This is a genomic window from Blastococcus sp. SYSU D00669, from assembly GCF_054050715.1.
This window is the reverse complement of the sequence record NZ_JBJGZV010000015.1, coordinates 42,947-59,253: the sequence shown is the minus strand read 5'-3', so window position 1 is coordinate 59,253 and position 16,307 is coordinate 42,947. Positions and strand designations below refer to the sequence as shown.

The following is a 16,307-nucleotide window of genomic DNA, read 5'->3' as shown; positions in this document are numbered from 1 at the left end:
GGCGCCGCACTCCAGCACGGCGGTGTCGCGAGGTCAATGACCTGCCTGTTGACCCCACGTGCCGCGGCCAGCACGCTGCGGCGTCATGGTCACCATGACGCGTCCGGCCGCGGAACCGGCGGAGGCACGACGGCGGCTGGACCGGGCGACCGCCGATCTCGACCCGCCGTTCGCCGTCGTCGACCTCGACGCGCTGGACGCCAACGCCGGCGACCTCTCCCGGCGGGCCGGCGGCAAGCCGGTGCGGGTGGCCAGCAAGTCGGTGCGCAGCCGGGCCGTCCTGCGGCGGGTGCTGGCCCGGCCCGGCTACGCCGGGATCCTGGCCTACGCGCTGCGCGAGGCGCTCTGGCTCGCCGGCGGGGACGACCCGGTCAGCGGGGACGTCGTCGTCGGGTACCCCACGGCCGACCGCGGCGCGCTGCTCCGGCTGGCCGCCGACGAGCGGGCCGCCGCGCGGGTCGCGCTGATGGTCGACTCGGTCGAGCACCTCGACCTGGTCGACTCCGTCGTCCCTGCCGCGGGGCGGCCGGCGCTGCGGGTCTGCCTGGACCTGGACGCCTCGTGGCGGACCGCCGGGGGCCGGGTGCACGTCGGCGCCCGCCGCTCGCCGGTGCACACGCCCGACGACGCCCTGGCGGTGGCGCGCGCGGTGGCCGACCGGCCGGGGTTCGCGCTGGTCGGCGTCATGGCCTACGAGGCCCAGATCGCCGGGGTGGGCGACGCGCCGGCCGGGCGGCCGCTGCGCGGGATCGCGGTGCGCGGCATGCAGCAGCTCTCGCGGCGCGAGCTGGCCGCGCGGCGGGCCGCGGCGGTCGCCGCCGTGCGGACCGTGGCCGACCTGGAGTTCGTCAACGGCGGCGGCACCGGCAGCCTCGAGCGGACCTCGGCCGAGGACGCCGTCACCGAGCTCGCCGCGGGCTCCGGGCTGTACTCCCCCGGGCTGTTCGACGCCTACCGCGCCTTCCGCGGCCGGCCCGCCGCGCTGTTCGCGCTGCCGGTGACGCGCCGCCCGGCGCCCGGCGTGGTCACCGTCGCGGGCGGCGGCTGGATCGCCTCGGGCCCGGTCGGTGGGGACCGCGTGCCGATCCCCACCCACCCCCGGGGGCTGCGGCTGCTGCCGGCGGAGGGCGCCGGCGAGGTGCAGACGCCGTTGCGCGGCGCGGCGGCCGACGCGCTGCGGATCGGCGACCGCGTCTGGTTCCGGCACGCCAAGGCCGGCGAGCTGTGCGAGCACGTCGACGAGCTGCACCTGGTCTCCGGGGACGCCGTCGTCGACGTCGTCCCGACCTACCGGGGCGAGGGCAAGGCCTTCGGCTGACCCCCTCCCCCGTTGATCATCGGCAGGTGGTCGGCCCGCTCGGCGCGTCGCCCAGCCACCTGCCGATGATCAACGCGGCCGGTCGCCGGCCAGGTCCCGCGCGGCGGCGGCGTCCTCGTCGCCGAAGCCGATCTCGCCGACGGCGCCGTGCCGGGCGGCCTGCTGGTCGATCCAGCGCCGGTGCGCCTCCCAGGCCGACTGCCGCGTCGTCCCCAGTGCCGTGCCGATCGCCGCCCACGAGGCGCCGCGGGCCCGGGCGGTGCGCACGGTGAGCTGGCGCCCGTAGCCGGCCTTGCGGGCGATGACCTCGCCGAGGGCCAGCAGCTCCAGCGCCTCGTCGTGGCTCAGCGGCGGGTCGCCCAGCGAGTCCCGCAGCCGCAGCTCGTCGAACCGGCCCACCGCCGCGGCGAGCGTGAACCGGCCCTCCAGCTCCTCGACATCCGGCATGGCGCCAGTGTCCGTCAGGACGGCCTGACGTTCAACGGGCGCGCTGGACCCGCGTCTCGTCGAAGACCGGCTCGGCGGACTCGTACACCCGGCCGTCGGCGCCGAACACGAGGAACCGGTCGAAGGAGCGGGCGAACCACCGGTCGTGCGTCACGGCGAGCACCGTGCCGTCGAAGGCGGCGAGCGCCTCCTCCAGCGCCTCGGCGGAGAGGACGTCGAGGTTGTCGGTGGGCTCGTCGAGCAGCAGCAGCGTGGCGCCGGAGAGCTCGAGCAGCAGGATCTGGAACCGGGCCTGCTGGCCGCCCGACAGCGTCCGGAAGAGCTGGTCGCCCTGCTCGGCCAGCCCGTACCGGCGCAGCACCGCCATCGCCCGGCCGCGGTCGACGCCCGGCCGGCCGGGCTCGCCGTGCCAGAGCAGGTCGACCGGCGTGCGGTCCAGCCAGTCGGGATGGGCGTGGGTCTGCGCGAAGTGGCCAGGGACGACGCGGGCGCCGAGCCGCCAGTCACCCGTGTGCGCGACGTCCTGCCCGGCGAGCAGCCGCAGGAAGTGCGACTTGCCGGCCCCGTTCCCGCCGAGCACGCCGACCCGGTCGCCGTACCAGACCTCCAGGTCGAACGGCCGCATGAGCCCGGTGAGCTCCAGCTGCTCGGCGATCACCGCCCGCACGCCGGTGCGCCCGCCGCGCAGCCGCATCGCCACCTTCTGCTCCGGCGGTCGGTCCGGCGGCGGTCCGGCGGCCTCGAACTTGGCCAGGCGGGTCTGCGCGGCGGCGTAGCGGGCGGCCATCGCCTCGGAGTTCTTGGCCTGCTGCTGCAGGGTGCGCACCAGGTCGACCAGCCGCTGGTGCTCCTCCTCCCAGCGCCGGCGCAGCTCGGCCATCCGCTCGTGCCGGGCCGTCCGGGCCTCGGCGTAGCCGGCGAACCCGCCGCCGTGCACCCACGCCGTCCCGCCCTCGACGGTGACCACCCGGTCGGCGACGCGGGCCAGCAGCTCGCGGTCGTGGCTGACGAACAGCACCGTCTTGCGGGTCTCGAGCAGCCGCTCCTCCAGCCACCGCTTGCCCGGGACGTCGAGGTAGTTGTCGGGCTCGTCGAGCAGCAGCACCTGGTCGGGCCCGCGCAGCAGCGCCTCGAGCGCGAGACGCTTCTGCTCGCCGCCCGACAGGGTGGACAGCTCGCGGTACCTGCACCGCTCGTACGGGACGCCGAGCGCGGCCACGGTGACGGTGTCCCAGGTGATCTCGGCCTCGTAGCCGCCGACGTCGCCCCACTGGCCCAGCGCGTGCGCGTAGGCCAGCTGCGCGGGCTCGTCGTCGGTCTCCATGAGGGCCAGCTCGGCGGCCTCGACCGCGTCCCACGCCTCCCGGACGGCCGGCGGCGACAGGTCGACGAGGAACCGCTGCACCGTCGTGTCGTCGCGGACCGAGCCGATGAACTGCCGCATCACCCCGAGCCCGCCGCTGCGCACCACGGTGCCGGCCTGGGCGGCCAGGTCGCCGCTGATGAGCCGCAGCAGCGTCGTCTTGCCCGCCCCGTTCTCGCCGACGAGGGCGGCGCGGACGCCGTCCCCCACCCGGAACGAGACGTCGTCGAGCAGGACCCGCCCGTCGGGCAGGGTGTGCCGCACACCGGAGACGTCGACCGAACCCACCCGGTCATCCTCCCGGCGCGGGCAACCGGTTTCCGGCGGCCGGGGCCGCGTACGCCGACCTCAGGCCGCGTAGTAGTCGTTGTCGCCGGCCTTCGTGGCGGCGACGGCGTCGCGGAGGACGGCGGTGAGCGCGCCGGTGTCCACCTGGTCGAGCGAGGTGAAGCGGATGCAGCTCTTGCCGCAGGAGACCCTGCCCAGCTGCTCGGCGCGCGACTCGGCGAGGTAGGTGCCCTGCACGACCGCGCAGACGTAGAGCGACAGGTGCCGCTTCTGGGCCGCCAGCGCGATCAGCGGCCAGGGCGTGGCCTCCTGGGCGGACTTCGGCCTGTACGGCATGAGCCCGTACGCCAGCATCCGCTGCGCGCCGACCGGGAACAGCTGCCGGTCGATGCCCGGCGCGGCGGCCATCACCAGCTCGTCGACCCGGCGCAGCTCCTCCTCGCGCGGCCCCGCTGCGGAGAACCAGTCCTCGATGTCGTCGTCGGCCATCGACCCCACCTACGTCACCGTCGAGATCAGGACGGCGGCCACGCCGAGGACCAGCGCCAGCACGAGCACCGCGGCGACCAGCCGCCGGCGGCGTTCGGCGTCCCGGCCGCCGGCACCGCCCATCCCCATCACGGGCGGCACGCTAGCGCGCGGGGACGACGACCGTCAGGCGATCGACTCCTGCAGCCGGATGCGCGCCAGCCGCTCCACCAGCTCCGGCATCGCACCCACCGGCGATCCCCCGAGGTCGCGCCGGCAGTCCCGCACCACCCGCACGATCAGCTGCGGCCGCAGCCGATCGCTGAACTCCTCGGCCAGCCGCGAGACGGCGGACGCGACCGAGCTGTCGGCGGAGGGGTCGCTGGCGGGAGGGACGACCAGGGTCATGGGCTGTCCTTCGCGGCGAGAGGGTCGGGGGTCGTGCTGTCCGGCCCCGTTCCGGATCGCGGAGACTGTGACCGATGGGACGCGGGGTGCGCCAGGGACCTAGGTCCAACGCCCAGGTCAGCCGCGTCGTGCCCACAGCAGCGTGTCGAGCGCGTCGCCCTCGGGTGTCGGACGGCGGACCTGCTCCAGCCGGTCGACGTCGAGCAGCGCGGCCACCGGTGCCAGCCGCTCGACGCTGTGCAGGATCGCCGGCTCCTGCGGCCCGCCGACGCCGTCGGCCAGGTTGGCCACGTCGTGGCCGAGCACGAGCAGCCGGCCGCCGGGGCGCAGCCACCCGACCGCCCGGGTGAGCACCGCGACGGTGTCCGGCTCGGGCAGGTGCAGGTAGGCCACGAGGACCAGGTCGAGCGACGACGCCGGCGCCGTCCAGGCGAGGACGTCGTCCTCGACCCAGGTCACGCGGTCGCTGCCCGGCTGCGCCCTCCCCCGGTCCAGTCCGACCGCGGAGAAGTCGACGGCGGTGACCCGCCAGCCGCGGGCGGCCAGCCAGAGCGCGTGCCGCCCCTCCCCCGCCGCCAGGTCGACGGCGTCCCCGGGCGGCAGGTCCTCGAGCAGCGATGCCACCAGCGCGTTCGGCCCGGCCGACCACTGCTGGCGCTCGGCGTACCTCTGGTCCCACTCCGCGGCGCGCATGCCGCGGAGTGTGTCAGCGCATGCCGCCGGTCACGTTGAGCGCGTCACCGGTCAGGTAGTCGGAGTCGCTGGTGGCCAGGAACAGCGCCGCCCGGGCGACGTCCTCCGGCTCGGCGAGGCGGCCCAGCGGCGAGAGCGCAGCCCAGGCGGCCACCCCCGGCACCGTGCGGTCGGCGCCGCCCATGTCGGTGCGGACGTAGCCGGGGCAGACGCAGTTGACCGTGATGCCGTGCGGGCCCAGCTCCTGCGCCGCGGCCCGGGTGAGCGCGACGACGGCGGCCTTGGACGCCGCGTAGTGCGCCTGCCCGCCGCCGCCGGAGGTCGCCCCGGGGCCGGCCACGTTGACGATCTTCCCGGCGCAGTCGTCGGCCGGGGACCGGAAGGCGATCATCGCCCGCGCCGCCATCTGGGTGGTCACCAGCGTCGCCCGGGTGTTGACGGCGAAGACCTCGTCCCACTCCTGCGGCTCCAGGTCCAGCAGCGCACCGGAGCGCAGGATGCCGGCGTTGTTGACCAGCACGTCCACCCCGCCCAGCCAGGCGATCGCCTTCTCCATCGCCTCCCGCGCGGCGGCGACGTCGGCGAGGTCGACCTCCCAGGAGCGCCCGCCCACCGCCGCGGCGAGGGCGGCGGCCTCGTCGCGCCGACGGTCGAGGACGGCGATCCGCGCCCCCTCGGCGGCGAAGGTGCGGACGATGGCAGCGCCGACGCCCCGGGCTCCCCCCGTGACGACGACACGGCGGCCGGCGAGACGCATCACGGGTCGAAGGTCTACCCACGCGTGCGCGCCCAAACGAACCCGGCGCGAGAATTCGCGCCAGATCCGTCGGCCACGCCTGCCAGAGTGCCGGCATGACGACGCCGCACGAGGTCGCGCTGCTGCGGCTGGCCGCCCAGCGCATCGCCGGTCCGCCGCTGCCCACCGCGGCCGAGACCGTCCGGTGGCTCACCGCCGTCCAGGCGCAGGACTTCCCCGGCGCCCTCACCTCGGTCGCGCTGCGCACGAAGGCCGGCGACCGGGCGGCGGTCGAGGCGGCCCTCGACTCCGGCGAGGTGGTCCGGTCGTGGCCGATGCGCAGCACGCTGCACCTGGTCGCCGCCGAGGACCTCGGCTGGCTGCTCGAGCTCTGCGGGCCGCGGGTGCTGGCGGGCGCGGCCAAGCGCCGGGCGGGCCTGGGCCTCACCGAGGCCGACACCGAGCGCGCCCGCGACCTGGCGGTGGCCGCGCTGCGCGGCGGCGGCCGGCTCGCCCGGGCCGGGCTGCTGGCCGCGCTCGACGGGGGCGGGGTCGCGACCACCGGCCAGCGCGGCTACCACCTGCTCTGGTACCTCGCGCAGACCGGCACGCTGGTCCTCGGCCCGACCGACGGCGGCGAGCAGCTGTTCGTCCTCGCCGACGAGTGGATCACCGCACCGCGCCGGCTGGACCGGGAGGAGGCGCGCGCCGAGCTCGCGCTGCGCTTCTTCCGCGGCCACGGCCCGGCCACCGTCGCCGACCTCGCCCGCTGGGCCGGCATCACCGTCACCGACGCCCGGGCCGGGCTGGCCGACGTCCGCCCGCAGCTGGCCGCGCTCGACGTCGGGGGCACCGAGCACCTGCTCGACCCGGCCACGCCCGACCGGCTCGCCGAGGCCCGCGCCGAGGCCGGCGGTGTCTTCCTGCTGCCCGGCTTCGACGAGTACGTGCTCGGCTACGGCGACCGCAGCGCGGTGCTCGCCGCCGAGCACGCCGACCGGATCGTGCCCGGCGGCAACGGCGTGTTCCGCCCGACCGTCGTCGCCGACGGCCGGATCGTGGGCACCTGGCGGTGGAACGGCAGGGGTGCGAAGCGGTCGCTGGCCGCCGAGCCGTTCGAGGAGTTCGCCGACGACGTCCGGGCGGCGGTCGAGGCCCGGGCGGCGCTGCTGCCCTAGACGACGCCGTTGCCCCGGAGCACGGCCACGGCGGCGACCGTCGCGTAGCCGCGCCACTCCACCGTGGCCGCCGGCGAGTACGAGGCGAAGTCCACCGGCCAGCCGCCGTCGGGCTGCTGCGCCGCGGCCAGCCGGCCCAGGTCGGCGTCCACCACGCCGGCCGCGAACAGGCGGCGGGAGGGGGCGTCGGGCTCGGGGCTGAGGTCCAGCGGGTGCAGCGCCTCGCCCGGCGAGCCGCCGGCCACCGGCACGACGCCGTCCTCGGGCACGAACCGGCGCAGCCGCTCGATCAGGTCGTCGGGCTCGGGGACGGCGTCGGCGAAGCGGACCGCGAACAGCAGCTCGTAGGCGTGCGGGGCGTCCCGCAGCCCGCGGATCACGGCGGTGCAGTGGCCGGTCGCCGTCCTCAGCCAGTCGGACCCGGCGACGTCGGGCCGCACGCGGGCGAGCCGGTGCGCCTGGGCGGCCACCTGGCTCGTCGTCTGCAGCGACGAGGACGTCGGATCGGCACCCACCCAGAACGGTGCGCAGGCGGTCGGGTCGCGCACGGGCAGGGCGAAGGGCAGCCCGCCGTCGGGCAGGGTGGTCCGCTCGAGCCAGGAGAGCAGGGCCGACGCGCGGGGCTCGTCGGGATCGGCGGCCTCGGCGAGCACCTCGAGCGCGTGCATGGCGCCGGCCGGCTGGCTCTCCGGGGCCCGCAGGTCGGGCTCGAGGCCCCAGCCGTAGCCGCCGTCGGGGTTGGCGTAGCCGTCCAGCGCGGCGAGGACGGCGGCCCGGTCGCCCCGGCCGAGCAGCAGGTCGAACCGGCGCCGGTCGAGCACGCGGGCGGAGCCGGTGACGAAGGCGGAGGCGGCGGTCAGGTCGACGTCCATGCCGCTCACGTTGGCATCCGCGCGGGCTACCGACCAGGGTGGAGGCATGGAGTACACGCGCCTGGGTTCGACCGGTCTCGAGGTCTCGCGGATCTGCCTGGGGATGATGAGCTTCGGCGAGCCCGGCCGCGGCAACCAGCCGTGGAGCCTGCCCGAGGACGAGAGCCGCCGGATCATCGAGAAGGCCCTGGCCGGCGGCGTCAACTTCCTCGACACCGCCAACGTCTACTCGGCCGGGTCGAGCGAGGAGATCACCGGCCGGGCGATCCGCGACTTCACGAACCGCGACGACATCGTGCTGGCCACCAAGGTGCACGGCCGGATGCACCCCGGGCCCAACGGCGCCGGCCTCTCCCGCAAGGCGATCCTGCGCGAGCTCGACGAGAGCCTGCGCCGGCTGGGCACCGACCACGTCGACCTCTACCAGATCCACCGGTGGGACCCGCGCACGCCGATCGAGGAGACCCTCGAGGCGCTGGACTCCTGCGTGCGCTCGGGGAAGGTGCGCTACCTCGGGGCGTCGTCGATGTGGGCGTGGCAGTTCGGCAAGGCGCTGCACCTGGCCGGCGAGCACGGCTGGCACCGGTTCGTGTCGATGCAGGACCACTACAACCTGCTCAACCGCGAGGAGGAGCGGGAGATGCTCCCGCTGTGCGCCGACCAGGGCATCGGCGTCATCCCGTGGAGCCCGCTGGCCCGCGGCCGGCTCACCCGCGACTGGGACGAGACGACGAACCGGTCGGCCAACGACGCCTTCGGCAGCAAGCTCTACGACGAGCGCAGCGACCGGGCGATCGTCGAGCGGGTGGCCGAGATCGCCCGCGAGCGGGGCATCTCCCGCGCCCAGGTGGCGCTGGCCTGGGTGCTGGCCAAGCCCGTCGTCACCGCGCCGATCGTCGGGGTGACCAAGGACCACCACCTCGACGACGCCGTCGCCGCGGTGGACGTGCAGCTCACCGACGAGGAGATCGCCCGCCTCGAGGAGCCCTACACGCCCCACGCCCCGGCCGGCTTCTGAGCCGCCCCGAGCAGACCCGTAGCCGCGGCCGGCGTCAGCGGGAGAAGAGGCGGGAGAAGAAGCCCTTCTTCTCCGGCTCCCAGCCCGCCGCGGCCAGCAGGTCGAACAGCGGCTGCTTGATGCGGGAGGTCTCGAACTCGTAGCTCCAGGTGTGCCCCTCCTGGCCGTGCGAGGTGGCCCGGAGGGACATGCCGCCGCCCCACTGCTTGCCGACGGACTTGCCCTTGAAGAACTCCTTCTGGCCGCCGAACTCGATCTTCCCGTCGCGGAAGCGGACGTCGCTCTCGCTCTCGGTCTTGCGCTCGGTGAAGTCGTAGGTGCCCGAGGCCTCGTCGAGGGTGACGGTGATCGCGTAGTCCTTGTCGATCGTCCCGGCCGAGAGCAGCCCCTGGTACGTCACGTCCGCGATGTCCCAGGTCCCGACGATGGTGTTGCCCTGGGCGGTGTAGCGGAACGGCTGTCCCGGCGGGTTGAGCTCGGCGGCCACGCGGGCCTGGGTCTCGGCGATGCTGAGCGGCACGGGATTACGTCCTCGGTCGATCCGGATGGGTGCGGCCGGAGAGTGTGTCCGCCGGGGGCGTCCCGCGCCAGGGGTTCAGCCGCGGCGTTCGACGAGGAACACGGGGATCAGCCGATCGGTCCGCTCCTGGTACTCGGCGTACGGCGGGTAGGCGTCGACCGCCCGCTTCCACCAGATCTCGCGCTCCTCGCCGGAGATCTCGCGCGCGACGCCGTCCCAGGGCTCGGGGCCGTCCTGGACGGTGACCTGGTCGGGTGCCGCCCGGAGGTTGTGCACCCACGCCGGGTGCCTCGGTGCTCCGCCCTGCGAGCCGACCATGGCGTAGACGCCGTCGTGCTCGACCCGCATGAGCGCGTTCTTGCGGACCTTCCCGCTCTTCGCGCCGCGGGTCCAGAAGACCGCGACCGGCAGGCCGGTGTCGCGAAGCGTGTTGGCCTCCCGCCCACCGGTCGCCTCGTAGCGCTCGACCTGCTCGCGGACCCAGTCCTGCGTGCTCGGCTCGTACTCACCCTCCAGCGGCATGGATCCGAGACTAGGTCGGCCGCCGCGGGCCGGCAGAGGAGGACGGCGTTGCGCGGTCTGGCTGCGCGTCCGGCCGGCACGCCCTACGTTCGTCGCCGTGACCGAGGCCGCCTCCACCGCCGACGCGGCGGCACGCATCGCTGCCGCCTACACGACGTCCGGTCCCGCCGTCGAGCTGGGCTCCGTCGTCCTCGACGGGCGGCCGCACCCCGGTGCCGCGGTCCGCGTGCCGCTCGCGATGCTGAACCGCCACGGCCTCATCGCCGGTGCGACCGGCACCGGGAAGACGAAGACGCTGCAGCTGATCGCCGAGCAGCTCTCGGCAGCCGGCGTCCCCGTCGTGCTGGCCGACGTCAAGGGCGACCTCGCGGGGCTCGCCCGGCCCGGGACGCCGGACGAGCGGATCACCCGCCGCGCCGCCGACACGGGTGACGCCTGGACGCCGACCGGCTTCCCGGTGGAGTACCTGGCGCTCGGGGGGCTCGGTACCGGCGTCCCGGTGCGCGCCACGGTCACCGACTTCGGCCCGGTGCTGCTGGCGAAGGTGCTCGGGCTCAACGCCACCCAGGAGAGCTCCCTCGGCCTGGTCTTCCACCACGCCGACGAGGCGGGGCTGCCGCTGCTGGACCTGAAGGACCTGCGGGCCGTCGTCTCGTGGCTCACCAGCGACGAGGGCAGGGGCGATCTCAAGGGTCTCGGCGGGCTGTCGTCGGCCACCGCCGGCGTCATCCTGCGCGAGCTGATCGCCCTGGAGGACCTCGGTGGCGACGTCTTCTTCGGAGAGCCCGCCTGGGAACCGCAGGACCTGATCCGGACGGCGCCGGACGGCCGGGGCGTGATCAGCGCGATCGAGCTGCCCGCGGTGCAGGACCGGCCCGCGCTGTTCTCCACGTTCATGATGTGGCTCCTGTCCGAGCTCTTCGAGGAGCTGCCCGAGATCGGGGACGTCGAGCGCCCGGAGCTGGTGTTCTTCCTCGACGAGGCCCACCTGCTGTTCACCGGCGCCAGCAAGGACTTCCTCGAGGCCGTGACGCAGACCGTCCGGCTCATCCGGTCCAAGGGCATCGGGATCTTCTTCGTCACCCAGAACCCGACGGACGTGCCCAGCGCCGTCCTCGGACAGCTGGGCAACCGGGTCCAGCACGCGCTGCGGACGTTCACCCCGGAGGACGCCACGGCCCTGCGCAAGACGGTCCGCACCTTCCCGCGGTCCGACGACTACGAGCTCGAGGAGCTGCTGACCGGGCTGGGCACCGGCGAGGCCGCGGTGACCGTGCTCTCGGAGCGCGGCGCACCCACTCCGGTGGCCTGGACGGTGCTGCGCGCACCCCGCTCGCACATGGGGACCGTGGACGAGGCGGAGCTGTCCGCCGCGGTCGCCGCCTCCCCGCTGGCCGGCCGGTACCGGCAGGCGGTGGACCGGCAGTCCGCGTACGAGCGCTTGGCGGCCCGCCTCGCCCCGCCTCCCGCGCCCCCGGAACCGGACAGGGACACGCCCCGGGACACGCGGCCACGGCGACGGGCCGAGCCCGAGCCGGCCGATGGCCTGCTCGAGGGCGTGCTCGGTTCGTCGGCGTTCAAGGCGTTCACCCGCTCCGCCGCCTCGGCGCTGGGCCGTGAGATCACCCGCGGCCTGTTCGGCACGCGCCGCCGGCGCCGCTGAAGCGGGCGGTGTGCGCCCGGTCCGTGTGACCGCCGGGCGTCGCAGGTACCGGGTGGCAGGCACCGCGTAGCCCGTGGGGTTACCCGGACGACGTTCCGGGGAAGCCACCGCCGGTGAGGTTCAACGAGGGTGCCGATCTCGAGACGTCGGACGTCTCCGACATCCGCGGCAGCGGAGGCGGGCGCGGCTTCGGTGGCGGGCGCGGCATCGCCGTCGGCGGCGGTGGTCTCGGCCTGGTCGGCCTGGTCATCGTCGTGCTGCTCAACGTGCTCGGCGGGGGCGGCGGCTCCACCGGCGGGGGCGGCGGCGGGCTCGGCGGGCTGGCCGGCTTCGGCGTCAGCCAGGGCCAGGCGGCCGACAACGGCGAACTCGAGCAGGACTGCCGCACCGGCGCCGACGCCAACCGCGACGCGCAGTGCGCCGCCGTGGCGTCGATCAACTCCATCCAGGACTACTGGGAGCAGACCCTCGGCGGCCGCTACGTGCGCACCGACACCGTCTTCTTCACCAGCCAGGTGCAGACCCAGTGCGGCGGCGCGACCAGCGGCTCCGGGCCGTTCTACTGCCCCGCCGACCAGCTGGTGTACATCGACCTCACCTTCTTCGACACGCTGCAGCAGCAGTTCGGCGCCGAGGGCGGCATCTTCGTCAACGCCTACGTGCTCGCCCACGAGTACGGCCACCACGTGCAGAACCTGCTCGGCTTCAACCAGCGGGTGAACCCGGGCGAGACCGGTCCGACCAGCGGCACCGTGCGCCTGGAGCTGCAGGCCGACTGCTTCGCCGGCGTCTGGGCCAACCACGCCGAGACCGTCCCGGACGAGTCGGGCCAGCCGCTGATCAGCGACATCACCCAGGACGACATCGACCGCGCGCTCGACGCGGCCGGCCGCATCGGCGACGACTTCATCCAGCGGGAGCTCGGCGGCGGCACCGTGAACCAGGACGCATTCACCCACGGGTCGTCGGAGCAGCGGCAGAAGTGGTTCACCACCGGCTACGAGACCGGCGACCCGAACCAGTGCGACACGTTCTCCACGAACGACCTCGGCTGAGCGGCCGATAGCCTCGGCCGGGTGGGAGACCTGCTGACCGTCGAGCGCGACGGCGGCGTCGCCGTCCTCACCATCAACCGGCCCGAGAAGCGCAACGCCATGACCGCCGGCATGTGGGCGGCACTGCCGGACCTCCTCGCCGGGCTGGCCGGCGATCCCGCCCTCCGGGTGCTCGTCGTGACCGGCGCCGGGCCGAGCTTCTGCGCCGGAGCCGACATCACCGACCTGCTCAGCGGTCCCGACGCCGACGACCCGATGGCCGGCGTCCGGCGGGACAACCTCGCCGCCCAGGCGGCGCTGCGCACCTTCCCCCACCCGACGGTCGCGGCCGTCCGCGGGCACTGCATCGGCGGCGGGGTCGAGCTCGCCGCCGCGTGCGACCTGCGCTTCACCGACCCCACCGGCGTCTTCGGGGTCACCCCGGCGAAGGTGGGCGTGGTGTACGCCCCGGCGTCGACCAAGGCGCTGCTCGACCTCGTCGGCCCGGCCATGACCAAGTACCTGCTGTTCAGCGGCGAGCTCGTCGACGCACCGACCGCCCTGCAGGCCGGCCTGGTCGACCGGCTGGTGCCGGCCGAGGACCTCGACGCCGAGGTGCGCCGGTTCGCCGACGTCCTGGCCGCCCGCTCGGCGCTCACCCAGCGGGCCACCAAGGAGGTGGTCGCGGCGCTCACCGCGGGCGGCGACGGCGAGACCGAGGTGGCCCGCTGGTACCGCGAGACGATCGCCAGCGGCGAGCTGGCCGAGGGGGTCGCCGCGTTCGCCGAGCGCCGTCCGCCGCGGTTCGGCTGGACCGGCTGACCAGCGGGAATCCCCCGCGCCCGGTGGCGTTGCACGCCGCCATGACCACACTCGGCATCATCGGCGCAGGCAACATCGGCTCGGCGCTCGCGGAGGTCGCGCTCGACGCCGGCTACGACGTCGTCCTGTCCAACCGCCGCGGACCGCAGACCCTCACCGACCTCGTCGCGGACCTGGCCGCCCGCCCCACGAACCGCGGCACCGTCCGGGCCGCGACCGCCGCCGAGGCCGCGGCCGCCGGCGACCTCGCCGTCGTCACGGTGCCGCTGCACGCCTACCGCGACGTGCCGGCCGAACCCCTCGCGGGCAAGGTCGTGCTCGACACGGACAACTACTACCCGCAGCGCGACGGGCACATCGCCGAGCTCGACGACGGCACCGCCACCTCCTCCGGTCTGCTGCAGCAGCACCTGTCCGGCGCGCACGTGGTCAAGGCGTTCAACCACATCGGGGCGCGCGACATCGTCGGGCACCGGACGGCGCCCGACGCCGCCCGCCGCCGGGCGCTGGCCGTCTTCGCCGACGACCCGGCAGCACGCAGGACGGCGGCGTCGTTCGTCGGTGAGATCGGCTTCGACGTCGTCGACGCCGGCACGCTCGCCGACAGCTGGCGGATCGAACCGGGCACGCCCGGGTACGGACCGGATCTGGACGCCGAGGGCCTCCGGGACGCGCTGGAGCGAGCCCGCCGCTCCGTGTGATCGTTCTCGTCTCGGTTTGATCGTGTCGCCCCGGGGGGTACCAGGCGGATCGCACGGCGGCGCTCACCGCCCGATGCGCATGGATGCGCCGGGCGTTCACCGGAGCGCCTCGTACGACCCACACAGACCCGCCGAGGAGGACCGATGACTCACTCCATCGACGCCCCGTTCCCGCCGCCGCCGGCGACCACCACCGGTACCAGCGGCGCATACGCCACGGGCAGCGAACCGTCGACCACCGATGTCGCCAAGGACGAGGCCAAGAACCTCGGCCAGACGGCGCAGCAGGCCGGCAGCCAGGTCGCCTCGACCGCTGCCGACCAGGCCAAGGAGGTCGTCCACGAGACGCAGCGCCAGGCGAAGGACCTGCTCGACCAGGGGCGCTCGCAGCTGAAGGACCAGACGATCGCCCAGCAGCAGAAGGCCGCACAGGGCCTGTCGTCGCTGGCCCAGGAGATGCGCGGGCTCGCCGACGGCACCAGCTCGGGCGCCCCCGGCCCGGCCCGCGACCTGCTGCAGCAGGCCGCCGGCTTCGTCGAGAACTTCTCCTCGAAGCTGCAGAACCGCGAGCCGGCCGACCTGCTCGACGAGGTCCGCAGCTTCGCCCGCCGCAAGCCCGGCACCTTCCTGATCGGGGCCGCCCTGCTCGGTGTCGCCGCCGGCCGGCTGACCAGCGGCGTGAAGGCCGCGCACAGCGACTCCGGCTCGTCCGGGCAGCACGCGGCCGGCACCGGCTACACGTCCAACTACGTCGACCCGGCGCCGAGCTACTCGGCCGGCTACGCCGACAGCGGCTACGCGACCACCACCGCGGGCTACGGCGGCACGACCGGCTACGAGACCACCGGCACCGCCGGTGCCGCCCCGCTGCCGCCGCCTCCGTACGGCACGGTGCCGCCGGCGGGCAGCGTCGTCCCGCCGACCACCCCGGCCGGCTGGGACGACCCGACCCGGCGCACGGGCGGGGTGTGATCCATGAGCACCCCGTACAGCGGCGCCACCGGCTACAGCGGGACGCCCGGCGACACGCAGAGCATCCCCACCGTGGGGCCGGAGCACGGCAACTACGCCGTCGGACCCGAGTCCTACGGGTCGCACAGCGGCAACCTGGGCACCCCGATGACCGAGGAGGGCCGCCCGGACGTCGAGGGCACCTCCGTCGGCCAGCTGATCGGTGAGGTCACCAAGGACCTCTCGGTGCTGATGCGCCAGGAGCTCGAGCTCGCCAAGGCCGAGCTCAAGGTCGAGGCCAAGAAGGCGGGCCAGGGCGCCGGGATGTTCGGCGCCGCCGGCTTCGCCGGCTACATGGTCCTGCTCTTCCTCTCCATCGCCCTGTGGTGGGCGCTGGAGAACGTCATGGACGCCGGCCTGGCCGCGCTGATCGTCGCGGTCATCTGGGGCATCGTCGCCGCGGTCACCTACTCCATGGGCCGCAAGAAGTTCCGCCAGGTGAACCCAAAGCCCGAACGGACCGTCGAGACGCTGCAGCAGGTGCCCAGCGCTCTCAAGCCGAACTGACCAGACTTGGAGTTGCAGAGATGACCAGCAGTGACCCGGACGTCATCCGGCGGCAGATCGAGGACACGCGGCGCGAGCTGAGCTACGACGTCGACGCCCTCAACGAGAAGGTCAACCCGGCCCGCGTCGTGGACCGCCGCGTCGCGAACGTGAAGGGCCGCTTCACCAGCGTCAAGGAGAAGGTGATGGGCAGCGCCTCGAACACGACCTCCGACATGCACGGCATGGCGCAGCACGCGGCCGGCTCCGTGCAGGGCGCCGCGTCCAACGCGGCCGGCTCCGTGCAGAACGCCGCCTCCAGCGCGGCCGGCTCGGTGCAGAACGCCGCGTCCTCCGCGGTGAGCACGATCCAGGAGGCGCCGGACATGGTGGTGCGGCAGGCCCAGGGCAACCCCCTGGCCGCCGGGCTCATCGCCTTCGGCGTCGGCTGGCTGGTCTCCAGCCTGCTGCCCGCGACGCAGAAGGAGCAGCAGCTGGCCCAGCAGGCCGAGCAGGCGCTGCGCGAGAACAAGGACGCGCTGCTCCAGCCGGCCAAGGAGGCCGCGCAGGAGATGGGCGAGCAGCTCAAGCCCGCCGCCCAGCAGGCCGTCGAGGAGGTCAAGTCCACCGCCCAGGACGCCGCCCAGACGGTCAAGGGCGAGGGCCAGTCGGCCGTGCAGGACGTCCAGGGCCAGGCCCAGCAGTCCAAGGAGACGGTGCAGAGCCAGGCGTCGAGCTCCTGACCTGAGCTGATCCGAC

Annotated in this window: 20 protein-coding genes; 10 read left to right on the top strand and 10 right to left on the bottom strand. The window is 74.8% G+C overall.

All coding sequences use genetic code 11. The annotated features are described in order from the left end of the window. Positions 1 to 85 precede the first annotated feature (85 nt). Positions 86 to 1,318 (top strand): amino acid deaminase/aldolase, encoded by a 1,233-nt coding sequence (locus tag ACI8AF_RS12580; RefSeq protein WP_456540048.1) that lies wholly within the window; start codon positions 86 to 88, stop codon positions 1,316 to 1,318. Positions 1,319 to 1,387: 69 nt separating this feature from the next. Here ACI8AF_RS12580 and ACI8AF_RS12575 read toward each other — a convergent pair whose 3' ends face one another. From ACI8AF_RS12575 to ACI8AF_RS12545, 7 genes are all read right to left on the bottom strand, one after another. Continuing rightward, complete coding sequence (locus tag ACI8AF_RS12575) at positions 1,388 to 1,765, bottom strand: hypothetical protein (RefSeq protein WP_456540047.1); 378 nt, start codon at positions 1,763 to 1,765, stop codon at positions 1,388 to 1,390. Positions 1,766 to 1,796: 31 nt separating this feature from the next. Next, positions 1,797 to 3,416 (bottom strand): ABC-F family ATP-binding cassette domain-containing protein, encoded by a 1,620-nt coding sequence (locus ACI8AF_RS12570; RefSeq protein WP_456540046.1) that lies wholly within the window; start codon positions 3,414 to 3,416, stop codon positions 1,797 to 1,799. A 60-nt stretch (positions 3,417 to 3,476) separates the two neighbouring features. Then, the gene (locus tag ACI8AF_RS12565; RefSeq protein WP_456540045.1) at positions 3,477 to 3,905 is read right to left on the bottom strand and encodes a DUF1801 domain-containing protein; all 429 of its coding nucleotides are present in this window, start codon (positions 3,903 to 3,905) and stop codon (positions 3,477 to 3,479) included. A 9-nt stretch (positions 3,906 to 3,914) separates the two neighbouring features. Beyond that, complete coding sequence (locus tag ACI8AF_RS12560) at positions 3,915 to 4,037, bottom strand: hypothetical protein (protein ID WP_456540044.1); 123 nt, start codon at positions 4,035 to 4,037, stop codon at positions 3,915 to 3,917. Between the two features lie 33 nt (positions 4,038 to 4,070). Continuing rightward, positions 4,071 to 4,292, bottom strand: a complete 222-nt coding sequence (locus ACI8AF_RS12555; protein WP_456540043.1) for a three-helix bundle dimerization domain-containing protein — start codon at positions 4,290 to 4,292, stop codon at positions 4,071 to 4,073. 117 nt (positions 4,293 to 4,409) lie between these two features. Beyond that, on the bottom strand, positions 4,410 to 4,985 hold the full coding sequence (locus ACI8AF_RS12550) for a class I SAM-dependent methyltransferase (RefSeq protein WP_456540042.1): 576 nt from the start codon (positions 4,983 to 4,985) through the stop codon (positions 4,410 to 4,412). Positions 4,986 to 4,998: 13 nt separating this feature from the next. Beyond that, on the bottom strand, positions 4,999 to 5,742 hold the full coding sequence (locus ACI8AF_RS12545) for an SDR family NAD(P)-dependent oxidoreductase (protein WP_456540111.1): 744 nt from the start codon (positions 5,740 to 5,742) through the stop codon (positions 4,999 to 5,001). A 95-nt stretch (positions 5,743 to 5,837) separates the two neighbouring features. On the opposite strand from ACI8AF_RS12545, the gene ACI8AF_RS12540 reads away from it, so the two are divergent. Beyond that, positions 5,838 to 6,899 carry a winged helix DNA-binding domain-containing protein gene (locus tag ACI8AF_RS12540; protein WP_456540041.1) on the top strand — a complete coding sequence of 354 codons (1,062 nt, stop codon included), beginning with the start codon at positions 5,838 to 5,840 and terminating at the stop codon, positions 6,897 to 6,899. Here the strand turns inward: ACI8AF_RS12540 and ACI8AF_RS12535 are convergent. Next, positions 6,896 to 7,771 (bottom strand): hypothetical protein, encoded by an 876-nt coding sequence (locus tag ACI8AF_RS12535; RefSeq protein WP_456540040.1) that lies wholly within the window; start codon positions 7,769 to 7,771, stop codon positions 6,896 to 6,898. The two genes, ACI8AF_RS12540 and ACI8AF_RS12535, sit on opposite strands and share 4 nt — an antisense overlap. A gap of 46 nt (positions 7,772 to 7,817) precedes the next feature. Between ACI8AF_RS12535 and ACI8AF_RS12530 the strand changes: the two genes are divergently transcribed. Next, complete coding sequence (locus ACI8AF_RS12530) at positions 7,818 to 8,789, top strand: aldo/keto reductase (RefSeq protein WP_456540039.1); 972 nt, start codon at positions 7,818 to 7,820, stop codon at positions 8,787 to 8,789. Positions 8,790 to 8,823: 34 nt separating this feature from the next. Here ACI8AF_RS12530 and ACI8AF_RS12525 read toward each other — a convergent pair whose 3' ends face one another. Both ACI8AF_RS12525 and ACI8AF_RS12520 read right to left on the bottom strand, forming a co-directional pair. Continuing rightward, positions 8,824 to 9,309, bottom strand: a complete 486-nt coding sequence (locus ACI8AF_RS12525; RefSeq protein WP_456540038.1) for a hypothetical protein — start codon at positions 9,307 to 9,309, stop codon at positions 8,824 to 8,826. A gap of 75 nt (positions 9,310 to 9,384) precedes the next feature. After that, the gene (locus tag ACI8AF_RS12520; protein WP_456540037.1) at positions 9,385 to 9,831 is read right to left on the bottom strand and encodes a nitroreductase family deazaflavin-dependent oxidoreductase; all 447 of its coding nucleotides are present in this window, start codon (positions 9,829 to 9,831) and stop codon (positions 9,385 to 9,387) included. Positions 9,832 to 9,928: 97 nt separating this feature from the next. Between ACI8AF_RS12520 and ACI8AF_RS12515 the strand changes: the two genes are divergently transcribed. From ACI8AF_RS12515 to ACI8AF_RS12485, 7 genes are all read left to right on the top strand, one after another. Next, positions 9,929 to 11,494 (top strand): helicase HerA-like domain-containing protein, encoded by a 1,566-nt coding sequence (locus ACI8AF_RS12515; RefSeq protein ID WP_456540036.1) that lies wholly within the window; start codon positions 9,929 to 9,931, stop codon positions 11,492 to 11,494. Between the two features lie 113 nt (positions 11,495 to 11,607). Then, entirely contained in the window at positions 11,608 to 12,549 is a 942-nt protein-coding gene (ypfJ, locus tag ACI8AF_RS12510; protein ID WP_456540035.1) for a KPN_02809 family neutral zinc metallopeptidase, read from the top strand. 21 nt (positions 12,550 to 12,570) lie between these two features. After that, on the top strand, positions 12,571 to 13,350 hold the full coding sequence (locus ACI8AF_RS12505; RefSeq protein ID WP_456540034.1) for an enoyl-CoA hydratase/isomerase family protein: 780 nt from the start codon (positions 12,571 to 12,573) through the stop codon (positions 13,348 to 13,350). 41 nt (positions 13,351 to 13,391) lie between these two features. Further along, entirely contained in the window at positions 13,392 to 14,051 is a 660-nt protein-coding gene (locus ACI8AF_RS12500; protein ID WP_456540033.1) for an NADPH-dependent F420 reductase, read from the top strand. 144 nt (positions 14,052 to 14,195) lie between these two features. Further along, the gene (locus ACI8AF_RS12495; protein ID WP_456540032.1) at positions 14,196 to 15,023 is read left to right on the top strand and encodes a hypothetical protein; all 828 of its coding nucleotides are present in this window, start codon (positions 14,196 to 14,198) and stop codon (positions 15,021 to 15,023) included. 3 nt (positions 15,024 to 15,026) lie between these two features. Next, positions 15,027 to 15,569 (top strand): phage holin family protein, encoded by a 543-nt coding sequence (locus ACI8AF_RS12490; protein ID WP_456540031.1) that lies wholly within the window; start codon positions 15,027 to 15,029, stop codon positions 15,567 to 15,569. A gap of 20 nt (positions 15,570 to 15,589) precedes the next feature. Beyond that, positions 15,590 to 16,291, top strand: coding sequence for a DUF3618 domain-containing protein (locus ACI8AF_RS12485; protein WP_456540030.1), 702 nt, complete (start codon positions 15,590 to 15,592; stop codon positions 16,289 to 16,291). The last annotated feature ends 16 nt before the right edge of the window (positions 16,292 to 16,307 follow it).

What these genes read in the sequence shown, in the direction of transcription:
- ACI8AF_RS12580 (WP_456540048.1), top strand. Translation starts at nt 86, where the DNA reads ATGGTCACCATGACGCGTCCGGCCGCGGAACCGGCGGAGGCACGACGG.
- ACI8AF_RS12575 (WP_456540047.1), bottom strand. Translation starts at nt 1,765, where the DNA reads ATGCCGGATGTCGAGGAGCTGGAGGGCCGGTTCACGCTCGCCGCGGCG.
- ACI8AF_RS12565 (WP_456540045.1), bottom strand. Translation starts at nt 3,905, where the DNA reads ATGGCCGACGACGACATCGAGGACTGGTTCTCCGCAGCGGGGCCGCGC.
- ACI8AF_RS12555 (WP_456540043.1), bottom strand. Translation starts at nt 4,292, where the DNA reads ATGACCCTGGTCGTCCCTCCCGCCAGCGACCCCTCCGCCGACAGCTCG.
- ACI8AF_RS12550 (WP_456540042.1), bottom strand. Translation starts at nt 4,985, where the DNA reads ATGCGCGCCGCGGAGTGGGACCAGAGGTACGCCGAGCGCCAGCAGTGG.
- ACI8AF_RS12545 (WP_456540111.1), bottom strand. Translation starts at nt 5,742, where the DNA reads ATGCGTCTCGCCGGCCGCCGTGTCGTCGTCACGGGGGGAGCCCGGGGC.
- ACI8AF_RS12540 (WP_456540041.1), top strand. Translation starts at nt 5,838, where the DNA reads ATGACGACGCCGCACGAGGTCGCGCTGCTGCGGCTGGCCGCCCAGCGC.
- ACI8AF_RS12535 (WP_456540040.1), bottom strand. Translation starts at nt 7,771, where the DNA reads ATGGACGTCGACCTGACCGCCGCCTCCGCCTTCGTCACCGGCTCCGCC.
- ACI8AF_RS12530 (WP_456540039.1), top strand. Translation starts at nt 7,818, where the DNA reads ATGGAGTACACGCGCCTGGGTTCGACCGGTCTCGAGGTCTCGCGGATC.
- ACI8AF_RS12520 (WP_456540037.1), bottom strand. Translation starts at nt 9,831, where the DNA reads ATGCCGCTGGAGGGTGAGTACGAGCCGAGCACGCAGGACTGGGTCCGC.
- ACI8AF_RS12500 (WP_456540033.1), top strand. Translation starts at nt 13,392, where the DNA reads ATGACCACACTCGGCATCATCGGCGCAGGCAACATCGGCTCGGCGCTC.
- ACI8AF_RS12495 (WP_456540032.1), top strand. Translation starts at nt 14,196, where the DNA reads ATGACTCACTCCATCGACGCCCCGTTCCCGCCGCCGCCGGCGACCACC.
- ACI8AF_RS12490 (WP_456540031.1), top strand. Translation starts at nt 15,027, where the DNA reads ATGAGCACCCCGTACAGCGGCGCCACCGGCTACAGCGGGACGCCCGGC.
- ACI8AF_RS12485 (WP_456540030.1), top strand. Translation starts at nt 15,590, where the DNA reads ATGACCAGCAGTGACCCGGACGTCATCCGGCGGCAGATCGAGGACACG.